20 protein-coding genes and 3 tRNA genes are annotated in these 25816 nt (G+C 40.2%); 15 read left to right on the forward strand and 8 right to left on the reverse strand.

Translation table 11 applies throughout. The features are described 5' to 3' along the window. Positions 1–830: 830 nt before the first annotated feature. On the forward strand, positions 831–1142 hold the full coding sequence (locus M998_RS04125) for a DUF5339 domain-containing protein (protein ID WP_068442495.1): 312 nt from the start codon (positions 831–833) through the stop codon (positions 1140–1142). Between the two features lie 180 nt (positions 1143–1322). Here M998_RS04125 and mgtA read toward each other — a convergent pair whose 3' ends face one another. The 4 genes from mgtA to cspE all read right to left on the reverse strand — a co-directional run bounded on the left by mgtA (position 1323) and on the right by cspE (position 5970). Continuing rightward, a complete protein-coding gene (gene mgtA / locus M998_RS04130; RefSeq protein WP_068907691.1) occupies positions 1323–4025 on the reverse strand; it encodes a magnesium-translocating P-type ATPase in 2703 nt (900 codons plus the stop codon). Positions 4026–4232: 207 nt separating this feature from the next. Continuing rightward, positions 4233–4931 (reverse strand): MgtC family protein, encoded by a 699-nt coding sequence (locus M998_RS04135; RefSeq protein ID WP_068442489.1) that lies wholly within the window; start codon positions 4929–4931, stop codon positions 4233–4235. 507 nt (positions 4932–5438) lie between these two features. Continuing rightward, positions 5439–5630 (reverse strand): protein DsrB, encoded by a 192-nt coding sequence (gene dsrB, locus M998_RS04140; RefSeq protein WP_068442487.1) that lies wholly within the window; start codon positions 5628–5630, stop codon positions 5439–5441. A 127-nt stretch (positions 5631–5757) separates the two neighbouring features. Continuing rightward, a complete protein-coding gene (gene cspE / locus M998_RS04145) occupies positions 5758–5970 on the reverse strand; it encodes a transcription antiterminator/RNA stability regulator CspE (protein WP_068442486.1) in 213 nt (70 codons plus the stop codon). 481 nt (positions 5971–6451) lie between these two features. Between cspE and M998_RS04150 the strand changes: the two genes are divergently transcribed. The 7 genes from M998_RS04150 (at position 6452) to M998_RS19805 (ending at position 10477) form a co-directional block, all read left to right on the forward strand. Continuing rightward, a complete protein-coding gene (locus M998_RS04150; protein ID WP_068442485.1) occupies positions 6452–6955 on the forward strand; it encodes a YlaC family protein in 504 nt (167 codons plus the stop codon). 136 nt (positions 6956–7091) lie between these two features. Further along, positions 7092–7167 (forward strand) — tRNA-Asn (locus tag M998_RS04155). A gap of 344 nt (positions 7168–7511) precedes the next feature. Next, positions 7512–7587, forward strand: a tRNA-Asn gene (locus tag M998_RS04160). Positions 7588–7855: 268 nt separating this feature from the next. After that, a tRNA-Asn gene (locus tag M998_RS04165) sits at positions 7856–7931 on the forward strand. 198 nt (positions 7932–8129) lie between these two features. Continuing rightward, positions 8130–9179 (forward strand): dihydroorotase, encoded by a 1050-nt coding sequence (gene pyrC, locus M998_RS04170; protein WP_068442484.1) that lies wholly within the window; start codon positions 8130–8132, stop codon positions 9177–9179. Positions 9180–9390: 211 nt separating this feature from the next. Continuing rightward, positions 9391–9645, forward strand: coding sequence for a biofilm formation regulator BssS (gene bssS / locus M998_RS04175; protein ID WP_068442482.1), 255 nt, complete (start codon positions 9391–9393; stop codon positions 9643–9645). Between the two features lie 238 nt (positions 9646–9883). Further along, positions 9884–10477 (forward strand): LuxR C-terminal-related transcriptional regulator, encoded by a 594-nt coding sequence (locus tag M998_RS19805; protein ID WP_068442479.1) that lies wholly within the window; start codon positions 9884–9886, stop codon positions 10475–10477. A gap of 47 nt (positions 10478–10524) precedes the next feature. Here M998_RS19805 and trhO read toward each other — a convergent pair whose 3' ends face one another. Continuing rightward, positions 10525–11571, reverse strand: a complete 1047-nt coding sequence (trhO, locus tag M998_RS04185) for an oxygen-dependent tRNA uridine(34) hydroxylase TrhO (protein WP_068907693.1) — start codon at positions 11569–11571, stop codon at positions 10525–10527. A gap of 269 nt (positions 11572–11840) precedes the next feature. On the opposite strand from trhO, the gene M998_RS04190 reads away from it, so the two are divergent. Both M998_RS04190 and M998_RS04195 read left to right on the forward strand, forming a co-directional pair. After that, positions 11841–12476, forward strand: a complete 636-nt coding sequence (locus M998_RS04190; RefSeq protein ID WP_068907694.1) for a DUF1007 family protein — start codon at positions 11841–11843, stop codon at positions 12474–12476. After that, positions 12467–13498 carry a nickel/cobalt transporter gene (locus M998_RS04195; RefSeq protein WP_082912995.1) on the forward strand — a complete coding sequence of 344 codons (1032 nt, stop codon included), beginning with the start codon at positions 12467–12469 and terminating at the stop codon, positions 13496–13498. Before M998_RS04190 ends, M998_RS04195 begins: the two co-directional genes overlap by 10 nt. 166 nt (positions 13499–13664) lie before the next feature. Here M998_RS04195 and ttrA read toward each other — a convergent pair whose 3' ends face one another. The 3 genes from ttrA to ttrB are packed head-to-tail and all read right to left on the reverse strand — an operon-like array spanning position 13665 to position 18497. Further along, positions 13665–16739 carry a tetrathionate reductase subunit TtrA gene (gene ttrA / locus M998_RS04200; protein ID WP_068907696.1) on the reverse strand — a complete coding sequence of 1025 codons (3075 nt, stop codon included), beginning with the start codon at positions 16737–16739 and terminating at the stop codon, positions 13665–13667. Beyond that, positions 16732–17778, reverse strand: a complete 1047-nt coding sequence (gene ttrC / locus M998_RS04205) for a tetrathionate reductase subunit TtrC (protein ID WP_082787539.1) — start codon at positions 17776–17778, stop codon at positions 16732–16734. The genes ttrA and ttrC overlap by 8 nt, the downstream gene beginning before the upstream one ends. Further along, positions 17760–18497: a tetrathionate reductase subunit TtrB gene (gene ttrB / locus M998_RS04210; RefSeq protein WP_068442468.1), complete on the reverse strand. Its 738-nt coding sequence runs from the start codon at positions 18495–18497 to the stop codon at positions 17760–17762. The genes ttrC and ttrB overlap by 19 nt, the downstream gene beginning before the upstream one ends. Positions 18498–18825: 328 nt before the next feature. Between ttrB and ttrS the strand changes: the two genes are divergently transcribed. The 5 genes from ttrS (at position 18826) to M998_RS04235 (ending at position 25733) form a co-directional block, all read left to right on the forward strand. Beyond that, on the forward strand, positions 18826–20583 hold the full coding sequence (ttrS, locus tag M998_RS04215) for a tetrathionate respiration histidine kinase TtrS (RefSeq protein WP_068907698.1): 1758 nt from the start codon (positions 18826–18828) through the stop codon (positions 20581–20583). Positions 20584–20689: 106 nt separating this feature from the next. Beyond that, positions 20690–21286, forward strand: coding sequence for a tetrathionate respiration response regulator TtrR (gene ttrR, locus M998_RS04220; RefSeq protein ID WP_068907699.1), 597 nt, complete (start codon positions 20690–20692; stop codon positions 21284–21286). A gap of 162 nt (positions 21287–21448) precedes the next feature. Next, on the forward strand, positions 21449–22396 hold the full coding sequence (gene lpxL / locus M998_RS04225; protein WP_068442461.1) for an LpxL/LpxP family Kdo(2)-lipid IV(A) lauroyl/palmitoleoyl acyltransferase: 948 nt from the start codon (positions 21449–21451) through the stop codon (positions 22394–22396). Positions 22397–22455: 59 nt separating this feature from the next. Continuing rightward, complete coding sequence (gene mdtG / locus M998_RS04230; protein WP_068442459.1) at positions 22456–23682, forward strand: multidrug efflux MFS transporter MdtG; 1227 nt, start codon at positions 22456–22458, stop codon at positions 23680–23682. Positions 23683–24200: 518 nt separating this feature from the next. Then, complete coding sequence (locus M998_RS04235) at positions 24201–25733, forward strand: peptide MFS transporter (protein ID WP_068907701.1); 1533 nt, start codon at positions 24201–24203, stop codon at positions 25731–25733. Positions 25734–25816 lie beyond the last annotated feature (83 nt).

Genomic DNA, 25816 nt, shown 5'->3' on the forward strand with positions numbered 1-25816 from the left:
TACATTCTATCGTGTCTATCGCTCTTTGGCGAATTTCTACAATCAGTAAATTTTGCTCTGGATCAAGTCAAGCGTCAACTTTAGGAAGCGAATACAAGTTAACCTAATGCGCATATTTTTAACACAAAATACAATAAATGCTAAACACTGAGTCAATCCAAGGCCAAAGACTTTACCTGATAATTCAGCATTCGTACAAAGGAAATTTAATTTAAAAATCAATCTTATACTCATAAAAAGGTTTAAATGGTAAATCTGTGAACCAGCTCACCTTTCGCTTCTATGATAGCATCTTAAATGCGCAGCGATTAATACTGCTAATATTTGATAGAGTAATATCATCTTCATGATGTAAAAATTTTTTTACAGTTTAGCCTGATTTAAAATGTCTTAAGCACATATACAAAAAAGTAATAATAGGCATTAAAAGTGTTATAAGTATTTTATATAAAATTCATTTTTTGAGATTTAAGTAACCTTACTTATTCATTTTTTATGAATATTTAGAGCCCCCCCGCCCTGTCCTTTCTTTTTCACACTAAAAATGATGTTTCTCTGATATCAAAACAAGATATATTCACCAAATTAAAAAGTAACAATAACCTCACCCACGATTAAATCGTTTTTTATTATGCATTAATTTGCCAAAAATCTTTAGACCCAAGCTAATCAACTGTTTATCGATATAATTTTAGCATTAATATCTTAATTATTTATTAAATTAATACTATCAAAACCAGTCAAATTTTAGGATTTGTTACATTTGATCTGTCATTTTTCTCTTATATACTTTAGTTGCTATATATAAATAAATAATTTAAAGGTTGATTATGAAAAAGTTAATTTTAGCTTGTGGTATGGGTTTATTGGCACTAACGATCACTGCATGTTCTGATGAAGAGAAAAAAGGCGAGGTTGCTGGTGCAACTGAAACTTGTAATACATACTTCGCTGAAGTTGATAGCTTAATTACTAAAGCTTCAGAAAACCCACAGGCCAAAGCTCAACTTGATGCGATGAAAGGTCAGTTGGAAGAAGGCAAAAAACAAGTTGCAGCTCTACCTAAAGATCAGCAAGATAAAGCTTGCCAACAAGGTATTGATGCCATGAAACAAATGAAAACGGCATTAGGCTTACAATAAGCTTAACTCGTTATCTGATAAGGGTCATTATTATGGCCCTTTTTTATATTCACAATATGTTATTTAATCAAAGCACTATTAACATCTCTCTCACCTGCGTATTAAAAATACGTTTTAAATAATAATCCAATCAAAATAAAACCGTCCTTGGTTTTATTCCGTAAACAAGTGATTAATATTCTACAGCCACGTACCAAACCGCTTGATATAGTATTGCTTCATTAATTGAGCAACAACACAGTAACTAACTAATGTTAAAACAAGCCATGGAAAATATTCAATAGGCAAAGGCTGAAGTCCTATCATTGTTCCAAAAGATGAGAATGGAATATATAGCCCCAAAGCCATAATCAGCCCTGTCGTTAATAATACGGGTAATGCTGCTGTACTTTGAATAAATGGAATTTTTTGTGTTCTTAACATATGAACAACGAGTGTTTGAGATAAAAGTCCTTCAACAAACCATCCTGATTGAAACAATGCTTCATGTGCAATACTATTTGCTTGGAATACATACCACATCAATGCAAATGTCGTAATATCAAAAATAGAAGATGTTGGGCCAATCCAAAGCATAAATCGCCCAATATTTTTTGCATCCCACTTTCGTGGACGCTTTAAGAACTCTTTATCCATTTTATCCCACGGCAAAGCGAGTTGGGAAATATCATATAACAGATTTTGAACCAGCAAGTGGATCGCGAGCATCGGTAGGAAAGGAATAAATGCACTAGCAATTAATACAGAAAATACATTTCCAAAATTAGAACTTGCAGTCATATTTAAGTACTTAATAATATTACCGAAAGTTTCTCTTCCTTTTATTACTCCTTGCTCTAATACCATTAAATCTTTTTCAAGTAAGATAATGTCTGCCGATTCTTTAGCAATATCCGTTCCTGTATCAACAGAAATTCCTACATCAGCATCGCGCAAAGCTGGCGCATCATTGATTCCATCACCTAAAAAACCAACAGTATGTCCATTTGCCTGTAATAATTTTAAGATCCTCGATTTTTGTAATGGTGTTAACTTACAAAAAACGGAAACTTGCTCTACTTTTTCACTCAGTTCTTCGTCACTCATTACTTCAACTTCAAGCCCTGTCATGATTTCACTGATATTCAAACCGACATCATGACAAATCTTTTCAGTGATAACCGCATTATCCCCTGTCAAAACTTTTACTGTGACACCATTTTCACGTAGTGCAGCAATTGCTGTGATAGCACTTTCTTTTGCCGGATCAAGAAAAGTAAGAATACCTTGCAGTTCAAGCTGTTGCTCCGCTTGGGCAGATAACGGTAAGCTTGCCTCCGCACTATTTAGTGGACGTGTGGCTAATAATAAAACTCTAAACCCTTGTTTATTATAATCACTTACAAGCTCACTAATTCTTACTCTGGCTTGCTCATCTAAAATGAATGACTCACCGTTTTGTTGATAACTTTGACAGGCGACCAACATTTCTTCAGCTGCGCCTTTACAGATAAGTAAAGCATCGCCTTCCGGTGTTCTTACCGTGACAGATAATTTGCGGCGAATGAAATCAAAAGGAAGTTCGTCTATTTTTTGATAAGCCTTTAATTGCTCGACTTTTTCATTACCTCGACCTCGCCGAATAATGGCTTGGTCCATCATATTTTTAGCACCGCTTTGATGGAAGCTATTTAACCATGCTAATTGCAAGATTTTGCTATTTTTCAATCCATTACTATCGAGATAATGTTCCAAAATAATGCGGTCTTGTGTCAATGTACCTGTTTTGTCCGTACAGAGTACATCCATAGCCCCAAAATTTTGAATGGCATTAAGTCTTTTAACAATCACTTTGTGCTTAGACATCGCGATTGCCCCTTTAGCAAGGTTAGAACTGACTATCATTGGTAACATTTCGGGCGTTAAACCGACGGCAACTGCCAGCGAAAACAAGGTTGCCTCGAACCAATCACCTTTAGTAAACCCATTGATTAATAAGACTATAGGAACCATGACTAACATAAACCGTATCAGTAGCCAACTCACACTATTCACACCGCGATCGAAAGCGGTTTGAGCTCGACTACCGACAATACTTTTCGCCAGTGAACCTAAATAGGTTTTCCCTCCTGTTGCAACCACGATCCCTCTCGCTGTCCCACTGGTTACGTTAGTCCCCATTAAGCAAATATTGGAAATCTCTAATAATTCATTCTCAGAAGGAGAAACTGGCTCAATGTTTTTCGCTGAAATATCACCCAGCGTGTCATATTTTTCTACAGGGATAGATTCCCCTGTCAAAATAGCTTGGCTAATAAATAAGTCTCTTGATTCAACCAGTTTTAAGTCTGCGGGAACCATATCCCCTGCGGATAATAAAACAATATCACCAGGAACTAGGCATTTGATTGGAACTTCTTTACGCGAGGAACGCCCTGTTTTATTGTCTCGACGAAAAACAGTCGCGGTTGTACGAACTAAAGATTTCAATGCTTCTGCAGCTTTATTGGTTCTGTATTCCTGCCAAAAGCGGAGTAATCCACTCAGAAGAACCATCGTCACAATAATAATAACACCCGTTAAATCAGTCTCTTCACCGTGTTGCTCAGGGATAAAATAGTCGGTAAAAAAACTCACAATGGCTAATACTATCAATACAAAAATAAAGGGATTTTTAAATGATGCGAGTAGCTGTTTCCACGCTGGAGGCGCTTTTTCATGAGCCACTTCATTTTCACCTTCGGATACTAAGCGATCCATCGCTTCGTTCTCAACTAGGCCTAATAGATTAGTTTGGTACTCATTGAGAACCTGCTCAATCGTTTTATTGGCTTGTTCACCAACAATATATTTTTGACGCGTAGGCGCTTTGGCACTTTTGCGTTGATGCCTTATTTCAGTCATAACGTTGTCTCTACGACGCACTAATGTGCATTTTCAAACGCTATCTAACTGAAAATAAATATGATTACTCTAAATAATTCAAATCATATATAAATCACTGATTGAAATATAATGAGTATATTAACAGTTAGATAGCTCCCGTTTATATCTCCATGACGGAGGGTGATCGTCCATTTCGGCTCCTATAGTTAATTAATTTTTTGGCACTTAAGCTGGTAGCTCTGATGCCACTTTCCAGTTGATAGCACTAACACTCTGCTCAAGGCTAATTCGGCATACCAATGCTTCGATCTCTTTTTGCTCAAGCGGTGTTGCCAGAAATTCTGCACAAACCTCAAGCTGTTCCGGCTTCAAGGTATCGGCACTACTGAGTGATTGCAGGCGAATATGTAATCCATTAATCGCTTGTAGAATTAATGTTCTCACTAAAATTTCATCGCCTTGATGGCACATAACGCGAATTTTATAACACTGTTCCACATCGAGGGCTTGCTGCTGTGGTTGTTTATTAATTCGTGATGCGGCTTCTCTTAATAAAATATTGGCGCAAAGAATTAATAAGGTCGCCATAAAAGCCAACGAGTACTGACCAAGGCCACATAAAACACCAATTCCAGCGGAACACCAAAGTGTGGCAGCAGTATTGAGACCACGAATGTTCATACCTTCTCGCATAATGACCCCGGCCCCAAGGAAACCAATTCCCGACACAACTTGTGCCGCAATACGGCCGGGACTATCAGGGGAAGTTGTCACCGAACTAAGAATGAAGACTGCCGCACCGGTTGCAACTAATGCATTAGTTCGTAAGCCAGCCATACGCTGACGCCATTGACGTTCTGCGCCAATTAATGCGCCTAAAAACATTGCTGCAACAAGATTTAGAATATCAGGAGTAAAAAGCATAATTGCTCCTCCAAAAAAATAATTTGGATAACGAAATATGCTTAACTATGCCCTAAATAAATTGAGTTGAAGTTAGACGGCTCATTATAAGCCTCGATATTAACGAAGAATATCCTACAACTTGAGATATAGCGGGTATAAAAGCATATAGCCCTAATATCGAATAAAATATTATTCAATATTTATTGGCTATTGCCTGGAGGGAAAAGAGAATAAAAATAGACCAACATAATATTCACCCAATACAATAAACGCTTCATTAAAAATGAATCATTACTGAATATAATACATTAGGGAGTATGCTTGATGGTAACATCAGATACCGCCCGCCATGGTGGCAAGCAGTTAAAAGAAAAGACGATTAATTACTTGCCATAATTTAAGTTTTTAGTACAACTCTGACTGTCCAAGTAATTGTCTCCGAAATAAAATCTGTCTGGAGTATAGATGTGGAAATTTTGTAAGTAAAGAACAAAGTTTTAATATATTTTAAATTATCTTATTCCCCTACCCTTCAATAGGGGTAACAAAAATCCCAGCATCACTTTCTTTTTCATTAAAAAACCAAATACCGCCGGGATATTCTGGCAAAGAAATTAAATACATAATTCCTTCATTAAAAGGTTCAATCAATAATATGGTGCCTTCACGGCGCGCTTGACCATCCGTTTTCACATAAACTCGATCATTAACTTTCATTACGTACTGATCCCCTCGCTAAAGTTCATCTTTAAAACATCATATCTTCAAGATGTAAATGTAACCCAAACGAAAAAGCCCGTCATTATAAATGACGGGCTTTAGAAAATTTGTTACGTAATTTAGCTTAGATAGCGTTTACGTTTGCAGCTGCTGGACCTTTAGCACCATTTTCAATGGTGAATTCAACATTTTGGCCTTCGCCCAATGTTTTGAAACCAGCGCCTTGAATGGCAGAGAAGTGGACGAAAACGTCTTTGCTACCGTCAGCAGGAGTGATGAAACCGAAACCTTTAGACTCGTTGAACCACTTAACTTGACCTTTCATTTTGTCGGACATTTGACTTTTCCTATATAACATCAAAAAAACTTGCCTTTTGGCATATATGGCCAGAGTCAACTATTTAATCGGGGAAACACTAAGATGAAGCGTCAAGGACAAAGGCTATCAGGGATAACATTCTCTTTAAAACACACTAACTCAGTACTCGTACATCAAATAGGACTGCTAAACAGGCCGATACACATTAACTCATGACTTAAAGATAATAGCAACTATTTTGTACATGAAAATCCTAAAATTATGTGGCTTTTTCGATTGTGTCACTTTCCGCTATTCTTTCATTAACAATAGCACTGCATTTTATTGATAGATTACAGATTTTTTTAAATTCAAACGCCATTTAGAAGAGTAAAATAAGTAAGAAAAATCCGATATAATGACAATATTATTAAATATTTTTTTTAACTGATATATAACAATTCAATCTACGCATGATACCCTCATACCATAGATATCTTACTCAGAGAGTCATCACATCATGGATACTATCAAACAAATACTTGTCGACGATTTAAACACCATCAATAAAAATGAGAAACGTGATGGAAAACCTTATTTCAATAGCCAATTTTTAATTGGCCACCCTTATTTATGTGTTGGAATGATTGCAGCTTATATTCCACTCGCCATTATCCTTTGGTATGCCCCTTATTTTGGTCCTTATTGGACGCTTGGTATCACCTTATTATTTTTAATTTTAGCTAGCGTTCTCTTATTTGATGTTAAGCCTATCTACCGTTTTGAAGATATTGGCATTCTAGACTTACGCGTTTGTTATAATGGCGAGTGGTTTGTAACGGAAGCTGTATCTGATAATGCAATTAATAAAATACTTGAATCAAAAGAAGTTAACAGTGCAATAAAGCAAGAAATCTCTCGCTTGCTTGCCTTGAAAGGTATGATTTCATTTTATGATATATACCACATTGCATTTCCAGAAGTTTCAGTCCCGACACAAACAGCTTTCGCTGCTCAAAATTAATGCGATATCAATAGACTAGAGTGAAATTCAATCACAATGAGCAGTGAGTGAGCAACTAAATTTTTTTTGTATTTTTATCATTGACAGCTTGAGGCGATATCGTTAATATTCGCCTCGTTCTCAGGAACGAAGTAATTCCTCCATAGTTCAGTTGGTAGAACGGCGGACTGTTAATCCGTATGTCGCTGGTTCGAGTCCAGCTGGAGGAGCCAAATTTAAAAAGCCTGCCTTGTGCGGGCTTTTTGCTATCTACCTTTCTATCCCACAACATACCTAATCAAATTACCAACTTCTTTTCACTATCATGTGAATAATTAACTACACCGATAATGAAGTTTAATTTCATGCCTAGATCGCCTCGTACAAATTTCTTCTATTGTTTTCTTTTTCATCTTCCGCGAATTTTGCCCAAATTTATTGCTTATTTCCGCCTTCCTAGTAGAGATAATCATCAAATTGTTTACTTTACACCCATTCAGTCATTTTTTTAATTTTTATACTTTACAAGCGGAGGTAGGATAGGTAATATGCGCCTCGTTCTCAGGAACAAAGTAATTCCTCCATAGTTCAGTTGGTAGAACGGCGGACTGTTAATCCGTATGTCGCTGGTTCGAGTCCAGCTGGAGGAGCCAAATTTAAGAAGCCTGCCTTGTGCGGGCTTTTTGCTGTTTATCATTTAGCCACCAAGTTCGTACTCTTCTTTTCTTTATATTTGCCACTTTTTTTATCACCCCCAGCGCTTTTCATCCCCTTATTTTTTCACAAAAAAAAGTGAATACCTTTATTTTCGATGAAACTTACAACGATTCGAGCACATAACAGGCAGTCAGCCATTTTTTACGATATTCACCTTTGACATTAGCAATCGGGGGCGCTAATATCCTCTGCGTATTAAGGAGTTCCTCCATAGTTCAGTCGGTAGAACGGCGGACTGTTAATCCGTATGTCGCTGGTTCGAGTCCAGCTGGAGGAGCCAACTTAATATCCCTTTCTTGTAATACCCTTATTTATATATCCTAGTATTAAACAATACCTACCCTTAACGTTAGTCCTCCTAATAACCTCTAAATTGTTCATAATTAACATAGCTATTTTATTGCTTTCACTTTATCATTCTATCCCGGCCTGAGCGCTTCGCTCATCAATATTTCCTCCCCTTTATGGAGCCGGTTTAATGACAACTGTAACAGCCCTAACAATCCGCCGCCCAGATGATTGGCATGTACATTTTCGCGATGATGATATGTTAAAAACTGTCGTACCGTTTACCAGTGAGTTTTTTGGTCGCGCTATTGTCATGCCTAATCTTGTCCCACCAATTACAACAATTAAAGATGCTAAAGCGTATCGTGAACGTATCTTACAAGCTGTTCCTGCGGGTCATCAATTTGCGCCGCTAATGACCTGCTACCTTACAGACAGTGCAGATGCTAAAGAGATAATCCAAGGCTTCCACGAAGGCGTATTTACTGCATGTAAATTATACCCTGCCAATGCAACGACTAATTCAAGTCATGGCGTATCCGATATTAACAATATTTATCCTGTCCTAGCGGCAATGGAAGAGGCAGGAATGCCGCTACTGATCCATGGCGAAGTGACTGCAAGCCATATTGATATTTTTGATCGGGAAGCACTGTTTATCGAACAAGTGATGCTGCCACTTAGAGCGCGATTCCCTCAACTAAAAGTTGTATTTGAACACATTACGACAAAAGAAGCCGCGCAATATGTCCTTGAAGCTAATGAGTTCACTGCTGCGACATTAACGCCGCAGCATCTGATGTTTAACCGTAATCATATGCTTGTTGGTGGTATTAGACCTCACCTATTCTGCTTACCTATTTTAAAACGTAATATCCACCAAGAAGCCTTACGCTCTGCTGTCGCTTCTGGCTGCGAACGTTTCTTTTTAGGCACGGACACCGCACCACATATTCAATCACGTAAAGAATCTTCTTGCGGTTGTGCTGGTGTGTTTAACTCGCCAACCGCACTTCAGGCTTATGCGACTGTATTTGAAGAATTAGGGGCATTAGAGCACTTTGAAGCCTTCTGTTCACTGAATGGTCCCAAGTTTTATGGGTTACCGATAAATGAAGGTTTTATTACATTAACGAAAGAAAACAATATCACTTGTGATTCAATTAATTGTGTCGGTGATAAGCTAATTCCTTTTCTTGCTGGCGAAGATTCACACTGGTCTATTTCTATCCATCAATAAGACAGATAAATGGGAAGATCCCCACCTTCCCATTTACTTTTTCAAATACCAACCTTTCCTTTAGCAATTTCTGTCATTAATACAAAAAAACTTTTATTTGCTATCTTATTAGCAAAATCTCCTTATACTCAATAAGGTTCATACCCGCACTTTGCTCTTAGTCAGTTATAGATATTCTTTATTTATCACGATGTTTGATTAGGAGGTTTTTATGAATAGAAAAAATGATGTGATCCAAACTCATCCTGTTGTGGGTTGGGACATCAGTACTGTCGATGTGTACGATGCAATGATGTTACGCTTGCATTACCTCCCAGAACAAAATGAAAATGTACAAAGTGCCGTTGTTGATAAAACTATGTGGTTAACCACTGATGTAGCTAAACAACTGATTGATATTCTTCAAGCGGGTATTGATAAGATTGAATCTGGTGAATATACCGAGTTTAATTTTAAAACGCACTAGTGAAACCAATGGATATTTGATAACTTTCAAATATCCATTGCAAACCAATTAACACGACGCATTCTTCGCATGAATAATTACATCTAATATTCCCGCATTATATTATTTAACAAATAAAACCATTAATTTATAATTAATTGCAAATACAGATGTTATTTATTGTTTTTATTATTACCTAGTTGACTTCCATATCAATTCCAATTTATTGTAACACTCTTTCCGAACAAGGATGTTCCCTATGCGAATATTAGTTATTGATGAGTGTTATTATACCCGACTTGGCATTACTGAATATTTATCTTCTAATAAAAAATTAGAATTCATTAGTACAGGGTGCATTAATGATGCGATTGAATTCATAAAAAACAACTCACCAATCATTGTATTGGTCAACCTTACTTACTATTGTCATTATTCAAACTACTGCCCTACGTTAAGAAATCTATTAACTAAGAATAATAACATTAGATTTTACATTTATATAAACGCACCTTATCCATCAACCGACAGACCCTTGTTATTAAAAGACAATTTTTTCATTATGTCTAAAAATATTATCATTCAAACTCTCGACAAAGTGATTCTTGAATTTGAGCAAATTGAAAAAATCACTAAACTTGCTAATAATTCAGACTCATCAATTTTTACAATAAAAGAACAGAATATAATTAATAACTGGATGAATGAAACACCAAATCATATTATTTCTAGAAAGCTAGGCATTAGCAACAGTACTGTTTACTCACAAAAGAGGCATATTACATCAAAAGTTTTTGTTAAAAATAGAATTGAGCTTTTTTTCATTTACAATGTATTTAAATATTTATATTAAAAAAGCCCTTATAAAAGGGCTTTAATTATCATCAACAATAATGTGAATTATTTTCCGTTATTCAATAAGCCATCGGATAAGCGGTGGCGTGATTTATTAAATATTTTATTACTAACTTCACGCCCAGCTCGACGGGCACGTTGCTCTTCTTCTGGAAGTTTCATTTCTTCCGTACAATAAGCGCTACAGCAGCCTTCATATTTTTCTACACAAGTTGGACATTGGATAAAGAGTAAGTGGCAACCATCATTACTGCAGTTAGTATGTGAATCACACGGCTCACCACATTGGTGACATTGTGCCAGCATATCTTCAGTTATACGCTCGCCCATACGGTTATCAAAAACAAAGTTTTTACCTTTAAAACGTAATGGTAAACCTTGTTCTTTTGCTTTACGCGCATATTCAATAATGCCGCCTTCCACGTGATAAACATTTTTAAAACCGTTATGCAACATGTAAGCACTCGCCTTCTCACAACGAATACCACCAGTACAATACATCACAACGTTTTTATCTTTTTGTTCTTGCAGCATTTCAACAGCCATTGGCAGTTGCTCTCTGAAAGTGTCAGATGGCACTTCTATCGCATTTTCAAAGTGGCCCACTTCGTATTCATAATGATTACGCATATCGACAAAGACTGTATTTGGGTCATCAATCATGTCGTTAACTTCGTGAGCTTTTAAGTACTGCCCTGTATTTGATGGGTCAAATGACTCGTCATCAATACCATCAGCAACAACTCGCTCACGCACTTTCATACGTAATACCCAGAACGATTTGCCGTCATCATCAATGGCAATATTGAGACGTAAATTATTTAATGCAGGCATCGTGCTATAAATAAGCTGACGTAAGGCGTCAACGTTTGATTCTGGCACGCTAATTTGTGCATTAATGCCTTCTTTCGCAATATACACACGGCCAAAAACACCTAGCGCTTTAAATTGTTGATACCAATTATTGCGAAAAGCTGCAGGATCTTGGATGTTAAAATATTTGTAAAAAGAGATGGTCATACGCGGCTCGGTTTCTGCCAACATACGCTCTTTTAAAATTTTGTTTGAGATTTGGTTATGTAACACTGGCATGGTGTTCTCTTTTCCTTTGTAACTAATTAATATTTAAAGCTTAAAACTATATGATGTCCACGAGGTGTCCATACTTGTCTATTATCGCAGTTATTATGCTAATAAAAAACCATGTTAATAAAAAACCTTTTATTTGAAGCGATACTGTTAAGCAGATTTATCTAAAATAATTTGAGCTGTTATTTATCGATAATTTTTTAATAAATAAATTCCCTCCACTTTTGATGTTATGTTATAACATGAAAAACATACGTGATTAGAATATGACAATGACACAACTCAACGCTTTGCTTCTTATAATTTTATTCTCTTTTTCGCTAAAGTCGCTTGCTCATCCTCATAGCTTTATTGAAATGCAGGTGGCAATTGAAACAACACAAGATAATTATTCAGGGTTATCCTATACGTGGAAAATGGATCCGATGACTTCGGCTGATATTGCTTATGAATTGAAAGGGGTAAAAAAGGATGACCCACGTTGGAAACAGCAAGAAGCCATAATAATGGCGAATGTCTTAATGCAAAATTATTTTACAGATTTTTATTATCAAGGGAAAAAAGTCAGCTTTAAACAAATTCCTAATAGTTATCATTTGGAAAAAGAAGGGTTTCAATTAATTTTTTCATTTAATACTTCATTTGTTAGTCCATTGCCCATTAAAGATTCTCAAGTTGAAATGTTGACTTATGACCCTACTTTTTATGTCAGTATGACTTACCAAAATCGACAGCAGATAGTGCTACCTTTAGAAGTTGCCGCTAATTGTACGCTAGTATTAAAAGAAGCAGAGATCACAGATGCGATGCGAACTTACGCATTCTCATTGGATACCGAGCAATCTCCCGATGAAGATCTCGCGCTTGGTAAACAATTTGCCCAAAGGATCAATATTCAATGTCCTTAAATCAATCACATACTGCTTTCCCAACAAAGTCTGCGATTATTTATGCCATCGTGATCATCATGATTTTGTTGGGTGGATGGCAAATTTATCAACATTGGGGGATGTGGTTAAAACAGAGTATTTTCTGGCAAAAACAGCTTAATCAAGGCTTGTCCGCGCTACTTCAAGAAACCACAGAAGCACCACTTTATGCTGGCTCAATGCTTGTTGGGGGGAGCTTTTTATATGGATTATTGCATGCATTGGGCCCTGGTCATGGTAAATTAATCATCACGACCTATATTGCAACACAAGCCACTCATCTAAAACAAAGTGTTATCATTAGCTTACTGGCTTCATTGCTGCAAGGCATTGTCGCAATTGTGCTAGTCTCAACGATTTTGATTTTATTCCAGCTTTCGACCAAGCACCTCAACCAAGCCAGTCAATATGCGGAACAATTTAGCTATATACTGGTGATGATGCTCGGCGCGGGATTATGTTTAGCTGCAATACGCCAGTGGTGGCGATTAAAAAACAAACCTCACCCCTCTTTTCAAACGATCAAATATATTCAGTCTTTAAATGAAAATGTATCTTGTATTGTTAGCCCCACCCATTTACAGACACAAGATCAATGTCATTGTGGGCACAAACATGTTATTCAGCAAAGTGAATTACAACAATCTATCAAATCTAACATACTGATTATTTTATCTATGGGAATACGCCCCTGCTCTGGTGCGCTACTCGTTTTATTATTTTCATATGTTATTGATGTCTATCCTTGGGGAATTATCGCAGCTTTAGCCATGGCTGCCGGAACAGCGATGACTATCTGTGGTATCGCGATATTTGTTCATTTCATGCGCTACAGTGCCTTTAAATTTTCGCAATCTAATGGCATTCGGCTGCATCCTTACTGGCATGTGGGATTAAAATTATTTGCAGGTATGATTTTTATTTTGATGGGATTGTTGATGTACCAAAGTTTAATGATGAGTGACATAGCGTCTCCGTTACTTTCTCCTCGACCCCGTTGACCAAAAGAAAAAAGGGAGGGCTCCCCCTCCCAGGCACTTGCCGAAGTTACGATGCGGTAGCCACATCGTATTTGCGCAATGTCAACTGCTTAAAATAAGGATTGCAACTCATTCGCTATGCAGGGCCAACTCGCTGCAATCCCTTACTACTTCTTACTGTTTATAACTAACCAATTAACTCAATACGTGCGGGTAAACCTTGTCTTACCGAGGCACCGGAGACCCAATCTAACCATGTATTTGCAACCTCACGGGTTGGGTCGGCGAATCCTAAATCGTTTAAATTGATACCTGAACCATTGGCGGCATTCATTGGCATTGGATTACCATCTAAATAATGCTGTTTAGCCCCCATTTCGGTATGACCATACCCATGTTCAATCGCAAGTACACCCGGCATCACACCATCAAGCACGCTAACTTGCGCTTTAGCGAATCCACCTGGAGTGGTGATTTTAATCCAATCACCGTGCTTAACGCCCATTTTAGTCGCATCATCAGGATGAATAGCCACTAAGTTGGTTGGTTTCACGTGACGCAAGCGTTCAATCATGGTGGTTGAACTGCTCATAACGTGTGATTTAAATGACATCAATTTCAGTGGCCACTCTTTTTCTGGGAACACTTTATTAACGTCATCACCATTTGCCATACGCGGTGGATAATAAGTTGGACAACCACTGTAACGTTCACCGGTTATTGCATGACGGTTAACCGCAACGGTTGGGTTCCAAATTTGTAAGCCTTTTTTCCATTGAGGGCCCGTTGCATCACCATCCCATGCTTTTTCGTGTGGTGCAAAACGACCACCTCGGGTATAGATATAAGCAACACGACGAATTTCTTCCGGTTTCAGTGTGCGAGTCATTGCCGGTATAATGCGCTCAACACCGCTGATTTGAATATCTTCCAATGCGGCTTCTGGCACGGGCTTTTCACCCAGCCACGCCATATTTGCCGCGACTTTCAGATAGTAATCTTCTGCACTATTGAGTGAGTGCATGTTGCCATCCATATCTTCAATAACGTTGTCACCAAAGCCTGGAAGGTTAAGTTCTTTGGCCACAGCGATACAAAAAGTTTCCATGGAAACTGGCTGACCATCGGCTGTTTTTGCTGTACGTGATTCGACTATTGGCCAACGCGCAGTGCTGGCTTTCACTTGAACCCCTGACCACGGTGCACTGAATCCCCAACTTTCAAAGTTATGGGTATCGGGCACGATATAATCCGCCAGCGCAGTGGTTTCATTCATAAATGCATCAATACCAATGATAAGTGGTAGATGTTTTGGATCTTTAAGCTTTTCTTCCATCACCTGACGAATACCCGCAATGCCGTAGACAGGGTTAGTCATGTTGGTGATCCAAGCTTTGAGTGAGTACGGATACCCCATCAATGCCGAAGCCAATTGTTCTGTTAGTTGCCCTTTAGCAAACGGATACCAAGGTGCTTTTGCCGGATATGGTTGTTCTCCTGCTGCAATACGCGCTTTAAATTCATCTGATTTTTCATAGACTTCATTACTGCGTGATAACACAACACCTTTCGGTTTCACTTTGCCTTTATAGCTGGCGATTTTGTAACGAGGGCCATCATTTTCCCCATTAAATTTACCACCGCCGACTGAAACACCACCTTTTAGGTTTAAGTTTCCAATCAAGGCGTTAAGCATAATGACTGACCATGCCGTGTAGAAGCCGTTGCCGCCCATCATGCCGCCATGAGAAATCACCGCCGCTTTTCTATCATAGGAGGTTAATGCTTTACCCAGTGACTCAATGGTTTTCACAGGAACATGGCAGCGTTCGCTATATTCTTCAAGGGTCATGCGATTTGCCGCTTCTTTCAAGCATTCGAAGCTCGATTTTACGGTGACTTCGCTACCATCATGCAATGTCACTTGGCGTGTCACAAATAGCTCGGCGTTCGTGACATCATTGGCCAGCTTTAATTCGCCAGACGCATCTTGAACTAAGAAAGCTTTTTCATCATCCCCTTCACCTGTAATGTGAGAGGATATTAATAATTGCCCAGCTAATGGATGCGTGTCATCGGTAATAACCAGATGCGTCGAGTTAGTCCAACTTTTCTCGCCTGCGGCTTCCATGGATTTTTCGCTCGGTACACTGAGATATTTTGCGTTATAACGCTCATTCTCAATAATCCAGCGGATCATTCCCATCACTAATGCCGCATCGGTACCCGGTTGAACTGGAACCCAGTGACCATGGTCGTTTGCTAAGGTTGTGGTTAACGGCAATGCCGGTGAAACCACCACATAGTTAAATGAATCACGCAAACGTGCCGTTGCTAATTGGCGAGCTTGACGTTTGAATGGGTTACCTGACTGTGCCGGTGAGGTCCCAATAAATAAAGCAAAACTGACATGATCCCAATCGGGCTTCACGTGCGCGTTTTTATCGAGATCATCCATCAATGCACCGGAGCCTGCACGGTAAGCTAATCCACAATATGAACCGTGAGCACCAAAGTTTTTACTGCCAAAACCATTTTGTGCAAAACGACGAATAAAGCCATCACGACCATCATCACCCGCGTTAGTCACTAGTAATTGATTTGCTTTTGGCCCGAGTTTTGGTTGTGAAGGATCTAACGGCGTTTCAAGGTCGCGAATGGCTCGCAGACCATCAACATGCCCTTCACCGAATAGATCCCCCCCTTCCACCACTTCTGTAATCAATTGCTCAAAACTAATACGTTCCCATTTACCTTCACCACGCTTACCAACACGTTTCATTGGCTCAAGGATACGCAATGGACTGGTTAAGCCTTCCATTAGCGTTGCCCCACGAGCACAAGCGGTTGAACGATGCTCAAGTCCGCTTTCACCACTCATTTTGGTAAATGCAGTTTTGAGAGGCATCCCATACGGAAAATGTTCTTCATGGGAAAGTGGGTGATATGGGTTACCCGCAATACGTAATACTTCATTTTTTGCAGTATCGACACGAGCGCGAATACCGCATTGTGTCCAACAACCAAAACATTGTGTCATTGCAACGACTTGCTCTGGGTTTTCTTTCCAACCATTTGTTGCCTGCCCTTCAGGGCGCAATGAGTTACCGTTAATCCGGTCGAGAGTCACTTTACCGGAAGTGCCATTAACCAGACCATCCACTGCACGTTTGGCAACATCGCGGTAGCTCGCACCAAATAACGCGATACCACCGACAACTAAACCACCTTTAAGCCATTGACGTCTTGAGAATTTAGCCATGTTGCACTCTCCCCGCAAACCAACGAATACCTTCGCGAACAATAATAGTTAACGCTATCCATAAACCGAATGTGCCGATGATGGCCAACAATCCATCTGTCCCCAGAGGGAACTGATATGGATTAGCGATAATGTTATATTTAGGCACTGCTTGTACTTCCATCAGGAATATCCAACGTAACGTCCAAGCCAAAGCCATTGAAACCAAGGCCAATACCGTAATATAAGGTACTGAGCGAACTGCTTTTACATTGCGCAAAGACATCAGGAACGAAACGGCCCATAATGCGCAAACCCCCATCAACATCCACCAGCCAGGGCTTGTAACTGTTAGCTGCTGACGAACTGCAATACCTGAAGTGGTATCACCAGAAAGCCATAGTGCAAAACAAACTGCTAACAATAACAATGAGATAACTTGGAAGCGAGCTAAGCGGTTTTGATATTGAGGCTCGCGGCGAGCACCTAAGCCAATTAAAGCAGGCAATACTTGCAGCGCACTTAGGAACATTAAAATCGGTATCCACCAGCTAAACCAAATCGGACGCGCATTTAATACTGATGCCTCACGACCGGTATACAGTAGTAGTCCGATAGCGGATAACGCGGCTAACAGTGCAACCCAGCGAGTCGCTTTAAATTCTTTTTTCCAAATCAATTTCACCACAAGGGCAACAAAATACAATCCCATAAATGTGGTGAATAACGGCAGTAAAACCGAGCCCCACCACATCCAAGACCATAGTGTTGGATGCGCATAGAAATGCCAAACCCTTGCCGTTTGATGTAAATCTGCGGTTAACGCTAAAGGTGCAGTTATTCCCATGGTGATAGCAATAAATGCAGAGATCATTTCTAATCGGCTGTTTTCACTTTTGTTTTGCCAATGTAAATAACAGGCATAAAGTACAGCGCATGACGCTATTCCAATAAAGAAGAAATATTGTACTGCCCAAGGCAGCCAGAAGAATTCTTGTGGCTGAGCCATAATTTCTGAAATATAAGTGACTTGGTCATTCATCAGAATACCTCCTGCCATAATGCGGGTTGCCCTTTACCTTCGAGTGGCTCTACAAAAGCATCGTCCAAACCGATGTAAAACACTTGAGGTAAGGTGCCACTTTCAGGTTTAAGCACTTTAATCTCGGCTTCATGCTCAGTCAGCATCTGGCGAATCGTGCTGTTAGGATCTTTTAAATCACCAATAATACGCGCACCACCAACACAAGACTCAACACAAGCTGGTAGTAAACCGACTTCTAAGCGATGAGCGCAGAATGTGCATTTATCTGCAGTTTGCGTTGAATGGTTAATGAATCGAGCATCGTAGGGGCAAGCTTGTACACAATATGCACAACCTACACAACGTTCGTTATCCACCACCACAATGCCATCTTCACGCTGAAAAGTGGCTTGGACAGGACAAACGGGAACACAAGGTGGGTTATCACAATGGTTACATAGACGAGGAAGCAATACGTTGGTAAACCCTTCTTCACCTTTAACTGCAACCTGATATTGATTTACTGTGGTTCTAAATTGCCCTTGCGGTGTTTGGTTTTCTACCGAACAACTGACGGTACAAGATTGGCAACCGATGCAACGGCGCAAGTCGATCAACATTCCATAACGTTTGTCAGGATTGCCCTCGCGACGCGTTGGGGAGAAACTTAAACCTGCTTCGGCAATCGGGATCATCGATGCGCCAGCTGTCACTGCCCCTACCTGTTGTAGAAATTTTCGTTTACTCAGATCCATAATTGGCTCCAGTATTGACATTGCTAATGCTTAAGTAAAAAGTTAATAATCAATATGTTATTTCTTTTTCGAGTTTTATTGGCTATTGATATAGCCTATTTAATGCAACCGCCAAAATTCTTATTTCTCTTTCAAATCGGTGTGCTATCTTTGTCTCTCATAAACGTTGAATCATTCGAGTTATCAAAAACAGTCATTGGAGCAAACACATCGACGAACAGTAAGATGAAAGATATGGCTTCATTGTAGGGAGGCAGAGGTCTCAGCCCTATTGTGGTTTACCACATACCTATCGCTAAATTGATCTAACTCAACGAATAACCCAAATATGTTAAAGAAACTCGCTATGCCGTTGTATCGATTGCTAATAATAATGCTACTAATGTGGTCGCTTCCGGCTATGGCAGCCCAATGGACAATTGGTGTCCTCGCCTTACGAGGGCCGAGTACCACCCAATTACATTGGCAGTCATTAATAGACACATTAAATGAATCAATTCCTGGCGAACACTTCACCTTGCAACCCCTTAATCTCGATGAAATGAAGGAAGCGATTTCCCATCGTAAAATTGATTTTTTGCTGACCAATCCCGCACAATTTATTCAATTAGATAATCGATACAACCTGCGTTGGCTACTGTCGTTGCGCTCTGATGTCGAGCCTAATAGCACTACTCGTAACGTGATTGGCAGCTTAATTTTAGTTCGAGCTGATAGCGATATTACTGATGTGCAAAATTTGATCGGTAAAAAAGTCGGCGCGATTTCTCCTGATGCATTCGGTGGGTATTTATTAGGCTATAAGGTACTGCGAGATCTCGGGGTGGATGCCGAAAAAGATTTTCGGATGCAATTTTTAGGATTTCCAGCGGACGCTTTACTGTATGCCTTACGTGATGATTCACTGTCAGCGGCAATTGTTCCTGTGTGTTTATTGGAAAATATGGACAGCGAAGGGTTGATCGACAAAAGCCAGTTTCGCCCGTTAATTCAACATCGTAGCTCACTTTCTTGCCTAACTAGTACCGAGCTATACCCCAACTGGTCATTTGCTGCATTAAGTGATGTGCCTGATAATCTTGTCGACAAAGTCACCAAGACGTTGCTTTCTGCGGATAAAACAACCATGCGCTGGGGAGCGCCCGCTTCGGTAACACAAGTAGAAACTTTATTGCGTGATGTTAACCAACACCCGCAACAACGCCAAGTTTGGCAAGATGTGGTGAGCTGGACAATACAACACCAAATTACCCTCGGTTTTGTGGCATTATTTTTCATTCTGTTAGGCGTTAATCATGTGTGGATTGCTTTTTTAGTTAGACGCCGTAGCCGACAACTTGAAGCGGCACATAATCGCCTGCGCCAACAAGAAGCTAATCTACAAAAAGCGCAGCGCTTAAATATTCTTGGTGAGATGTCTTCAGGTTTTGCACATGAACTCAATCAGCCTTTATCTGCTATTCGTCATTATGCTCAAGGTTGTATTTTACGCCTAAAAAAAGAGTCAGATGACCACCCTTTAATCGGCGCATTAACCAAGATTGATACCCAAGCGCAGCGTGGTGCCGATATCATTCGTAATCTACGCCTTTGGGCGGGGAAACCTAACCCTGATTCAACTTCGCAACTCGGCCAACAATCGGTTAAGCACACCATTAACCATATTTGGCAATTATTACAGGTAGAACAACACTATCCTTCAGCCAGCTTATTGCTACCCGATACCGACGATATCTTGCTAAAACTGCCCGATACTCTGCTCGACCAGCTTTTATCTAATTTAGTCAGTAATAGCTTACAAGCCGGGGCGAGTATTCTTAGCTTTGGTTTTCACTTTTCTCAAGACCGTTTTTTGTTAGTTTTACAGGATAATGCCGGCGGTATGCCCCATCAACAACTTGAGCAAGGCATCACCCCTTTCGCCACCACAAAAGAAGAGGGCTTAGGCCTTGGCTTAGTTATCTGCCAAAGATTAATGCAGAGTCAAGGTGGCGATATTCGTATTGAAAATAACCAGACCGATGATGGATTAAATGGGTTACGTGTGACGCTAATTTTTAGCCAGCACTCTTTTTTCAACGAATAGCGCATGTTTTGCCACACAATTGATAACATTCACATTAGCTATATGTGACAATGCCAATATTGCTATAATCGATATCTAAACAGCTTACATCACGAGGTCAGAACAAATGCCAGTTATTCATCTAGTGGATGACGACACCGATGTCACAGACGCCTGTCAATTTTTACTAGAGACGCTGGGCTATGAGGTGACAGTTTGGAATGACAGTGAACAATTTATCCAAAACGCACCTTTCCACCAAGAAGGGGTTGTTTTGCTCGATATGCGAATGCCTAAGCTTGATGGTAGACAAGTTCACCAGCACCTAAGAGAAGCGCAAAGTACACTTGCCGTTATTTTCCTCTCCGGTCATGGGGATATCCCTATGGCGGTTGAGCAAGTTAAACTGGGTGCAATTGATTTTCTTCAAAAACCCATCGATAGCCAATTACTCGCTCAAACCCTTGAACAAGCTCGGTTACATACCACCAAAGCGACAGAGGGTTACTTAGTCAAGCAACGTTACGATACTTTGACACCAAAAGAAAAAAACATCTGCGGCTATGTGTTACAAGGAATGATTAATCGAGAAATTGCTGAAGTTGCCTGTATTTCCGTACGTACAGTTGAAGTGCATCGCTCCCGAGTGATGGAAAAAATGGCCGTGCGAAACTTAGCTGAATTAATGGGTATAATGCAGTCTGCTCACCTGTTAAGCGAATAATTTGATATACTCGCCATCGTACCGCTTATGGCTTTGTTGGTTACGTTTACCCTCGCCAATGACAAATTGAGCCTACCGCTAGCTGCGCCTTGAATAATTTAGGGTATATAATTAAGCATGTACTTTTCTTTTATCATCACACACTAAAAAAATTGGAAAACAATGATACTCGCACCAACTTTTCAAAAACGTTTTTTACATCCTCGTTACTGGCTAATTTGGTTTGGTATCGGCGTGTTATACCTTCTGGTATTACTTCCTTATCCGGTTATTTATTGGATAGGTATACGCTTAGGCCGCTTTTCTAAACGCTTTTTAAAAGAACGCGTACTTATTGCCGACCGCAATATACAGTTGTGTTTTCCTGATATGAGTGCACAAGAGAGAAAAGTTTGGGTCGATAAAAACTTTGAATCCGTCGGAATGGGGGTATTTGAAACCGCAATGGCATGGTTCTGGCCAGACTGGCGTATTCGTCGCTGGTTTAAAGTGGAAGGTATCGAAAACATGCGAGCCGCTCAAAAGACAGGCCGCGGTGTTATTGTTCTCGGCGTTCATTTTTTGACCTTGGAAATTGCAGGCCGTGCTTTTGGTATGTATAACCCGGGTATTGGGGTTTATCGCCCAAATGACAATAAACTCCTCGACTGGCTGCAAACCCGTGGTCGCCTCAAATCCAACAAATATATGCTGGGACGCCGAGATGTTAAGGGTATGATCCGAGTCCTAAAAGAAGGCGAAATTTTGTGGTACGCACCTGATCATGACTATGGCCCACGTAATAGCTCATTTGCCCCGCTATTTGCCGTTAAGCATGCTGCAACGACCAATGGCTCGGCGATGTTATTAAAACTCGGGGAAGCGTTAGTGGTTCCTTTTGCAGCTCACCGCTTACCTGATGCCAAAGGTTATGTCCTAAAGATCCAGCCCGCTGTCGATAATTTCCCTGTAGACGATAATGTCGCTACCACCACGATGATGAATCAAGTTATCGAAAAAGAAATTTTAAGAGCCCCTGAGCAATACATGTGGATGCATCGTCGCTTTAAAACACGACCCCAAGGAGAACCTTCCTTGTATGGTGATTTAGATAATCTACATCATAAATAAATGTGGCGGCTGTTAAATATTTAACAGCCGTTTCGTTTTTAAAAATAAGTTAGGAGTCTATGCTTAGCAGAAGCAATTACTGGAAACGTAATCTATACGTCGTGTGGTTCGGCTGTTTTTTAACGGGCGCTGCATTTAGTCTGATCATGCCTTTTCTTCCTCTTTATATTGAAGAATTAGGGGTGACAGACCATACGTCACTTAATTTATGGACTGGCGCCGTTTTTAGTATTACATTTCTGTTTTCTGCTATTGCTGCCCCATTCTGGGGACGTTTATCCGACCGAAAAGGTCGAAAATTAATGCTATTACGATCTGCCCTCGGTATGGCTATCGTGATGGTGCTCATCGGTTTTGCACAAAATATTTGGCAGTTATTAGCACTGAGAGCCGTCTTAGGTCTGCTGGGGGGCTTTGTCCCAAATGCTAATGCGCTTATCGCCACACAAATTCCTGTGAAAAAAAGCGGTTGGGCAATGGGCGTCTTAGCCACTGGTGCCGTTAGCGGTGCCTTGATTGGCCCGTTGATTGGCGGGTTCCTTGCAGACCAATATGGTTTGCGCCCTGTCTTTTTTATCACAGCAACGGTTTTATTTATCTGCTTTTTTGTCACGCTGTTTTATGTTCGTGAACGTTTTACCCCGGTATCCCGTAAAGATGCACTTTCCACCAAACAAGTATTTGCCTCTTTACGTAACAGGAAATTAGTCATTAGCCTCTTTTTCACCACGATGATTATTCAAGCGGCAATGGGCTCAATTAATCCAGTCATCACCCTGTATGTCAGAGAGCTGTCGGGTTCGATTGAAAACTTAGCCCTGATTAGCGGTATGATTGCATCCATTCCGGGGGTCGCGGCACTGATCAGTGCCCCCATGCTCGGGAAGCTTAGTGATAGAATTGGTCCTGAAAAAGTGCTATTAGCGGTTCTTGGCGCTTCAATCTTTGTTCTCTTCCCTATGGGGTTAGTCAGTAGCTACTGGGAGCTTGGTGCACTGCGTTTCTTGCTGGGTGCGTTGAACGCCGCCCTATTACCTGCGGTACAAACCTTAATTATTTATAATATTTCCCATCAAGTAACAGGCAGGATATTCAGCTATAACCAAGCCCTACGTGACGTTGGAAATGTTACTGGTCCGTTAATGGGTTCATTTGTTGCCGCCTCCTATGGTTTCAGAGCCGTTTTCTTCTTTACCTCCGTACTTGTTCTTATTAATCTAATCTATTCATGGTCAGTCATAAAAAAACAATCCGATGGGCTTCGTGCTGAACCGACTGACCAATAAATGAGCTGATACTTTTTTATACAAAAACCCAATTATTTATGCGTGTTATGATGTTTTCGGTAAAAAACCGAGTGACATCACATTAACTTACTGTTTTTAAACAACTTAATCGATTCAAAATTTACACTTTAATTGTCAACTAAAATCCTGTATTGTCCCCTACCTTATCGTGAGAATTGAGAGTTACATCGACTTTTCACCTTAAAACTACGCCTTTTGCAATAAATATATTCTGTTCTAAGGCGATTCTATAATAATGTATGTTAAAAATATGTTTACAGACTGAAAGTTAACATATCTATAATTTATTGACACTCGAGTGCTCAGCTTGGTGTTTTTTTATCAGACATATGCTTTAAGTAATTCAAGGTACAGCTAGGCGACAAGAGAATCAGTCTCTGGAAGCCCATATAAATAGGCGACTAGCGCTAACACACAGCGCCAATCTTCACAATAATGCTGAAACTTGAAGAATGAAAAGTATAACCTCTCAAGAGATTATTTATGGGAGTTCACAGATGAATAATTCTGCGACTAAAACAAAAACCTTTTTCGGGCATCCGTACCCGCTAAGTTCACTTTTCCTGACGGAAATGTGGGAACGATTCTCTTTCTATGGTGTTCGTCCACTGCTTATTCTGTTTATGAGTGCGGCATTACTCCAAGGCGGTATGGGATTACCGATTGAACAAGCCTCCGCGATTGTTGGTATCTTCGCGGGTGGTGTTTACATTACTTCGTTACCCGGAGGTTGGTTAGCGGATAACTGGCTAGGGCAACGTAGAGCAGTTTGGTACGGCTCATTAATCATTGCATTAGGCCACTTATCTATCGCAATGTCCGCCGTGCTGACGAATACCTTTTTCTTCGTTGGCCTATTGCTGATCGTTCTTGGTACCGGTTTATTCAAAACCTGTATCACCGTTATGGTAGGAACGCTGTATAAAAAAGAAGATACACGCCGCGACGGTGGTTTCTCTCTATTCTATATGGGGATCAATATGGGCTCATTCATTGCGCCACTTATTATTGGTCCTTTACATGAAAAATACGGCTGGCACATAGGCTTTGGTCTTGGTGGCTTAGGGATGTTGGTTGCGCTATTGGTATTCCGCTTCTATGCAATTCCACAAATGCGCCGCTATGACAAAGAAGTTGGTTTAGATTCAACCTGGAACCACCCTACCGTTCAACGTAAAAACGTTGGTAGATGGGTGACGTTAGCGATGATATTACTCGCCGGTTTAGTGGTTTTAATTGATAACGGTACCATTCCATTTAATGCCGCTGTAATAGCAAAAAGCTCTGCCTATGTGATTTCAACCTGTGTGGGTATCTATTTCTTATTTATGTTTTTCTTTGCAGACCTCAATAGTAGCGAACGTTCCCGCTTACTTGCCTGTTTGATCTTATTAGTTGCTGCGGCGTTCTTCTGGTCAGCATTCGAACAGAAACCAACCTCATTCAATATCTTTGCCCGTGACTATACTGACCGACAAATGGGTGATTTTGAAATCCCAACAATTTGGTTCCAAGCAATCAACGCATTATTCATTATTTTGCTTGCGCCAATCTTTAGCTGGTTCTGGCCATCATTAGCCAAACGCAGTATGAACCCAAGCAGCATGACAAAATTCGTCATCGGTATTTTATTTGCTGCGGGTGGTTTTGCTGTGATGATGGTTGCTGCAAACCACGTTCTCGCCACACAAAGCGGCGTATCTCCGTTCTGGCTGGTTGGCAGTATTTTATTACTGACACTGGGTGAGTTGTGCCTTAGTCCAATTGGTTTAGCAACCATGACTTTACTCGCTCCTCATAAAATGCGTGGGCAAGTCATGGGGCTATGGTTCTGCGCCAGTGCGCTCGGTAACCTAGCAGCTGGTATCATGGGCGGTAACATTCGTAAAGACCAACTCGATTCAATGCCTGAGTTGTTCTCCCATGTTTCCATCGCATTAGTTATCTGTGCCATTGTTTTAGCTGCGTTGATCATTCCGGTGAGAAACATGCTGAAAAATGCAGATAAAAATGAAGCGGAAGCGAACTAACCTGCTCTAAAATGCATTGCTCGATAACCTTTATTTGGTTATTGGGCAGTGCAACTAAAATGTTATTTATCCCCTTAGTATGC

Origin of the sequence: Providencia heimbachae ATCC 35613, from assembly GCF_001655055.1 — a bacterium.
GTDB classification, from domain to species: Bacteria; Pseudomonadota; Gammaproteobacteria; order Enterobacterales; family Enterobacteriaceae; genus Providencia; species Providencia heimbachae.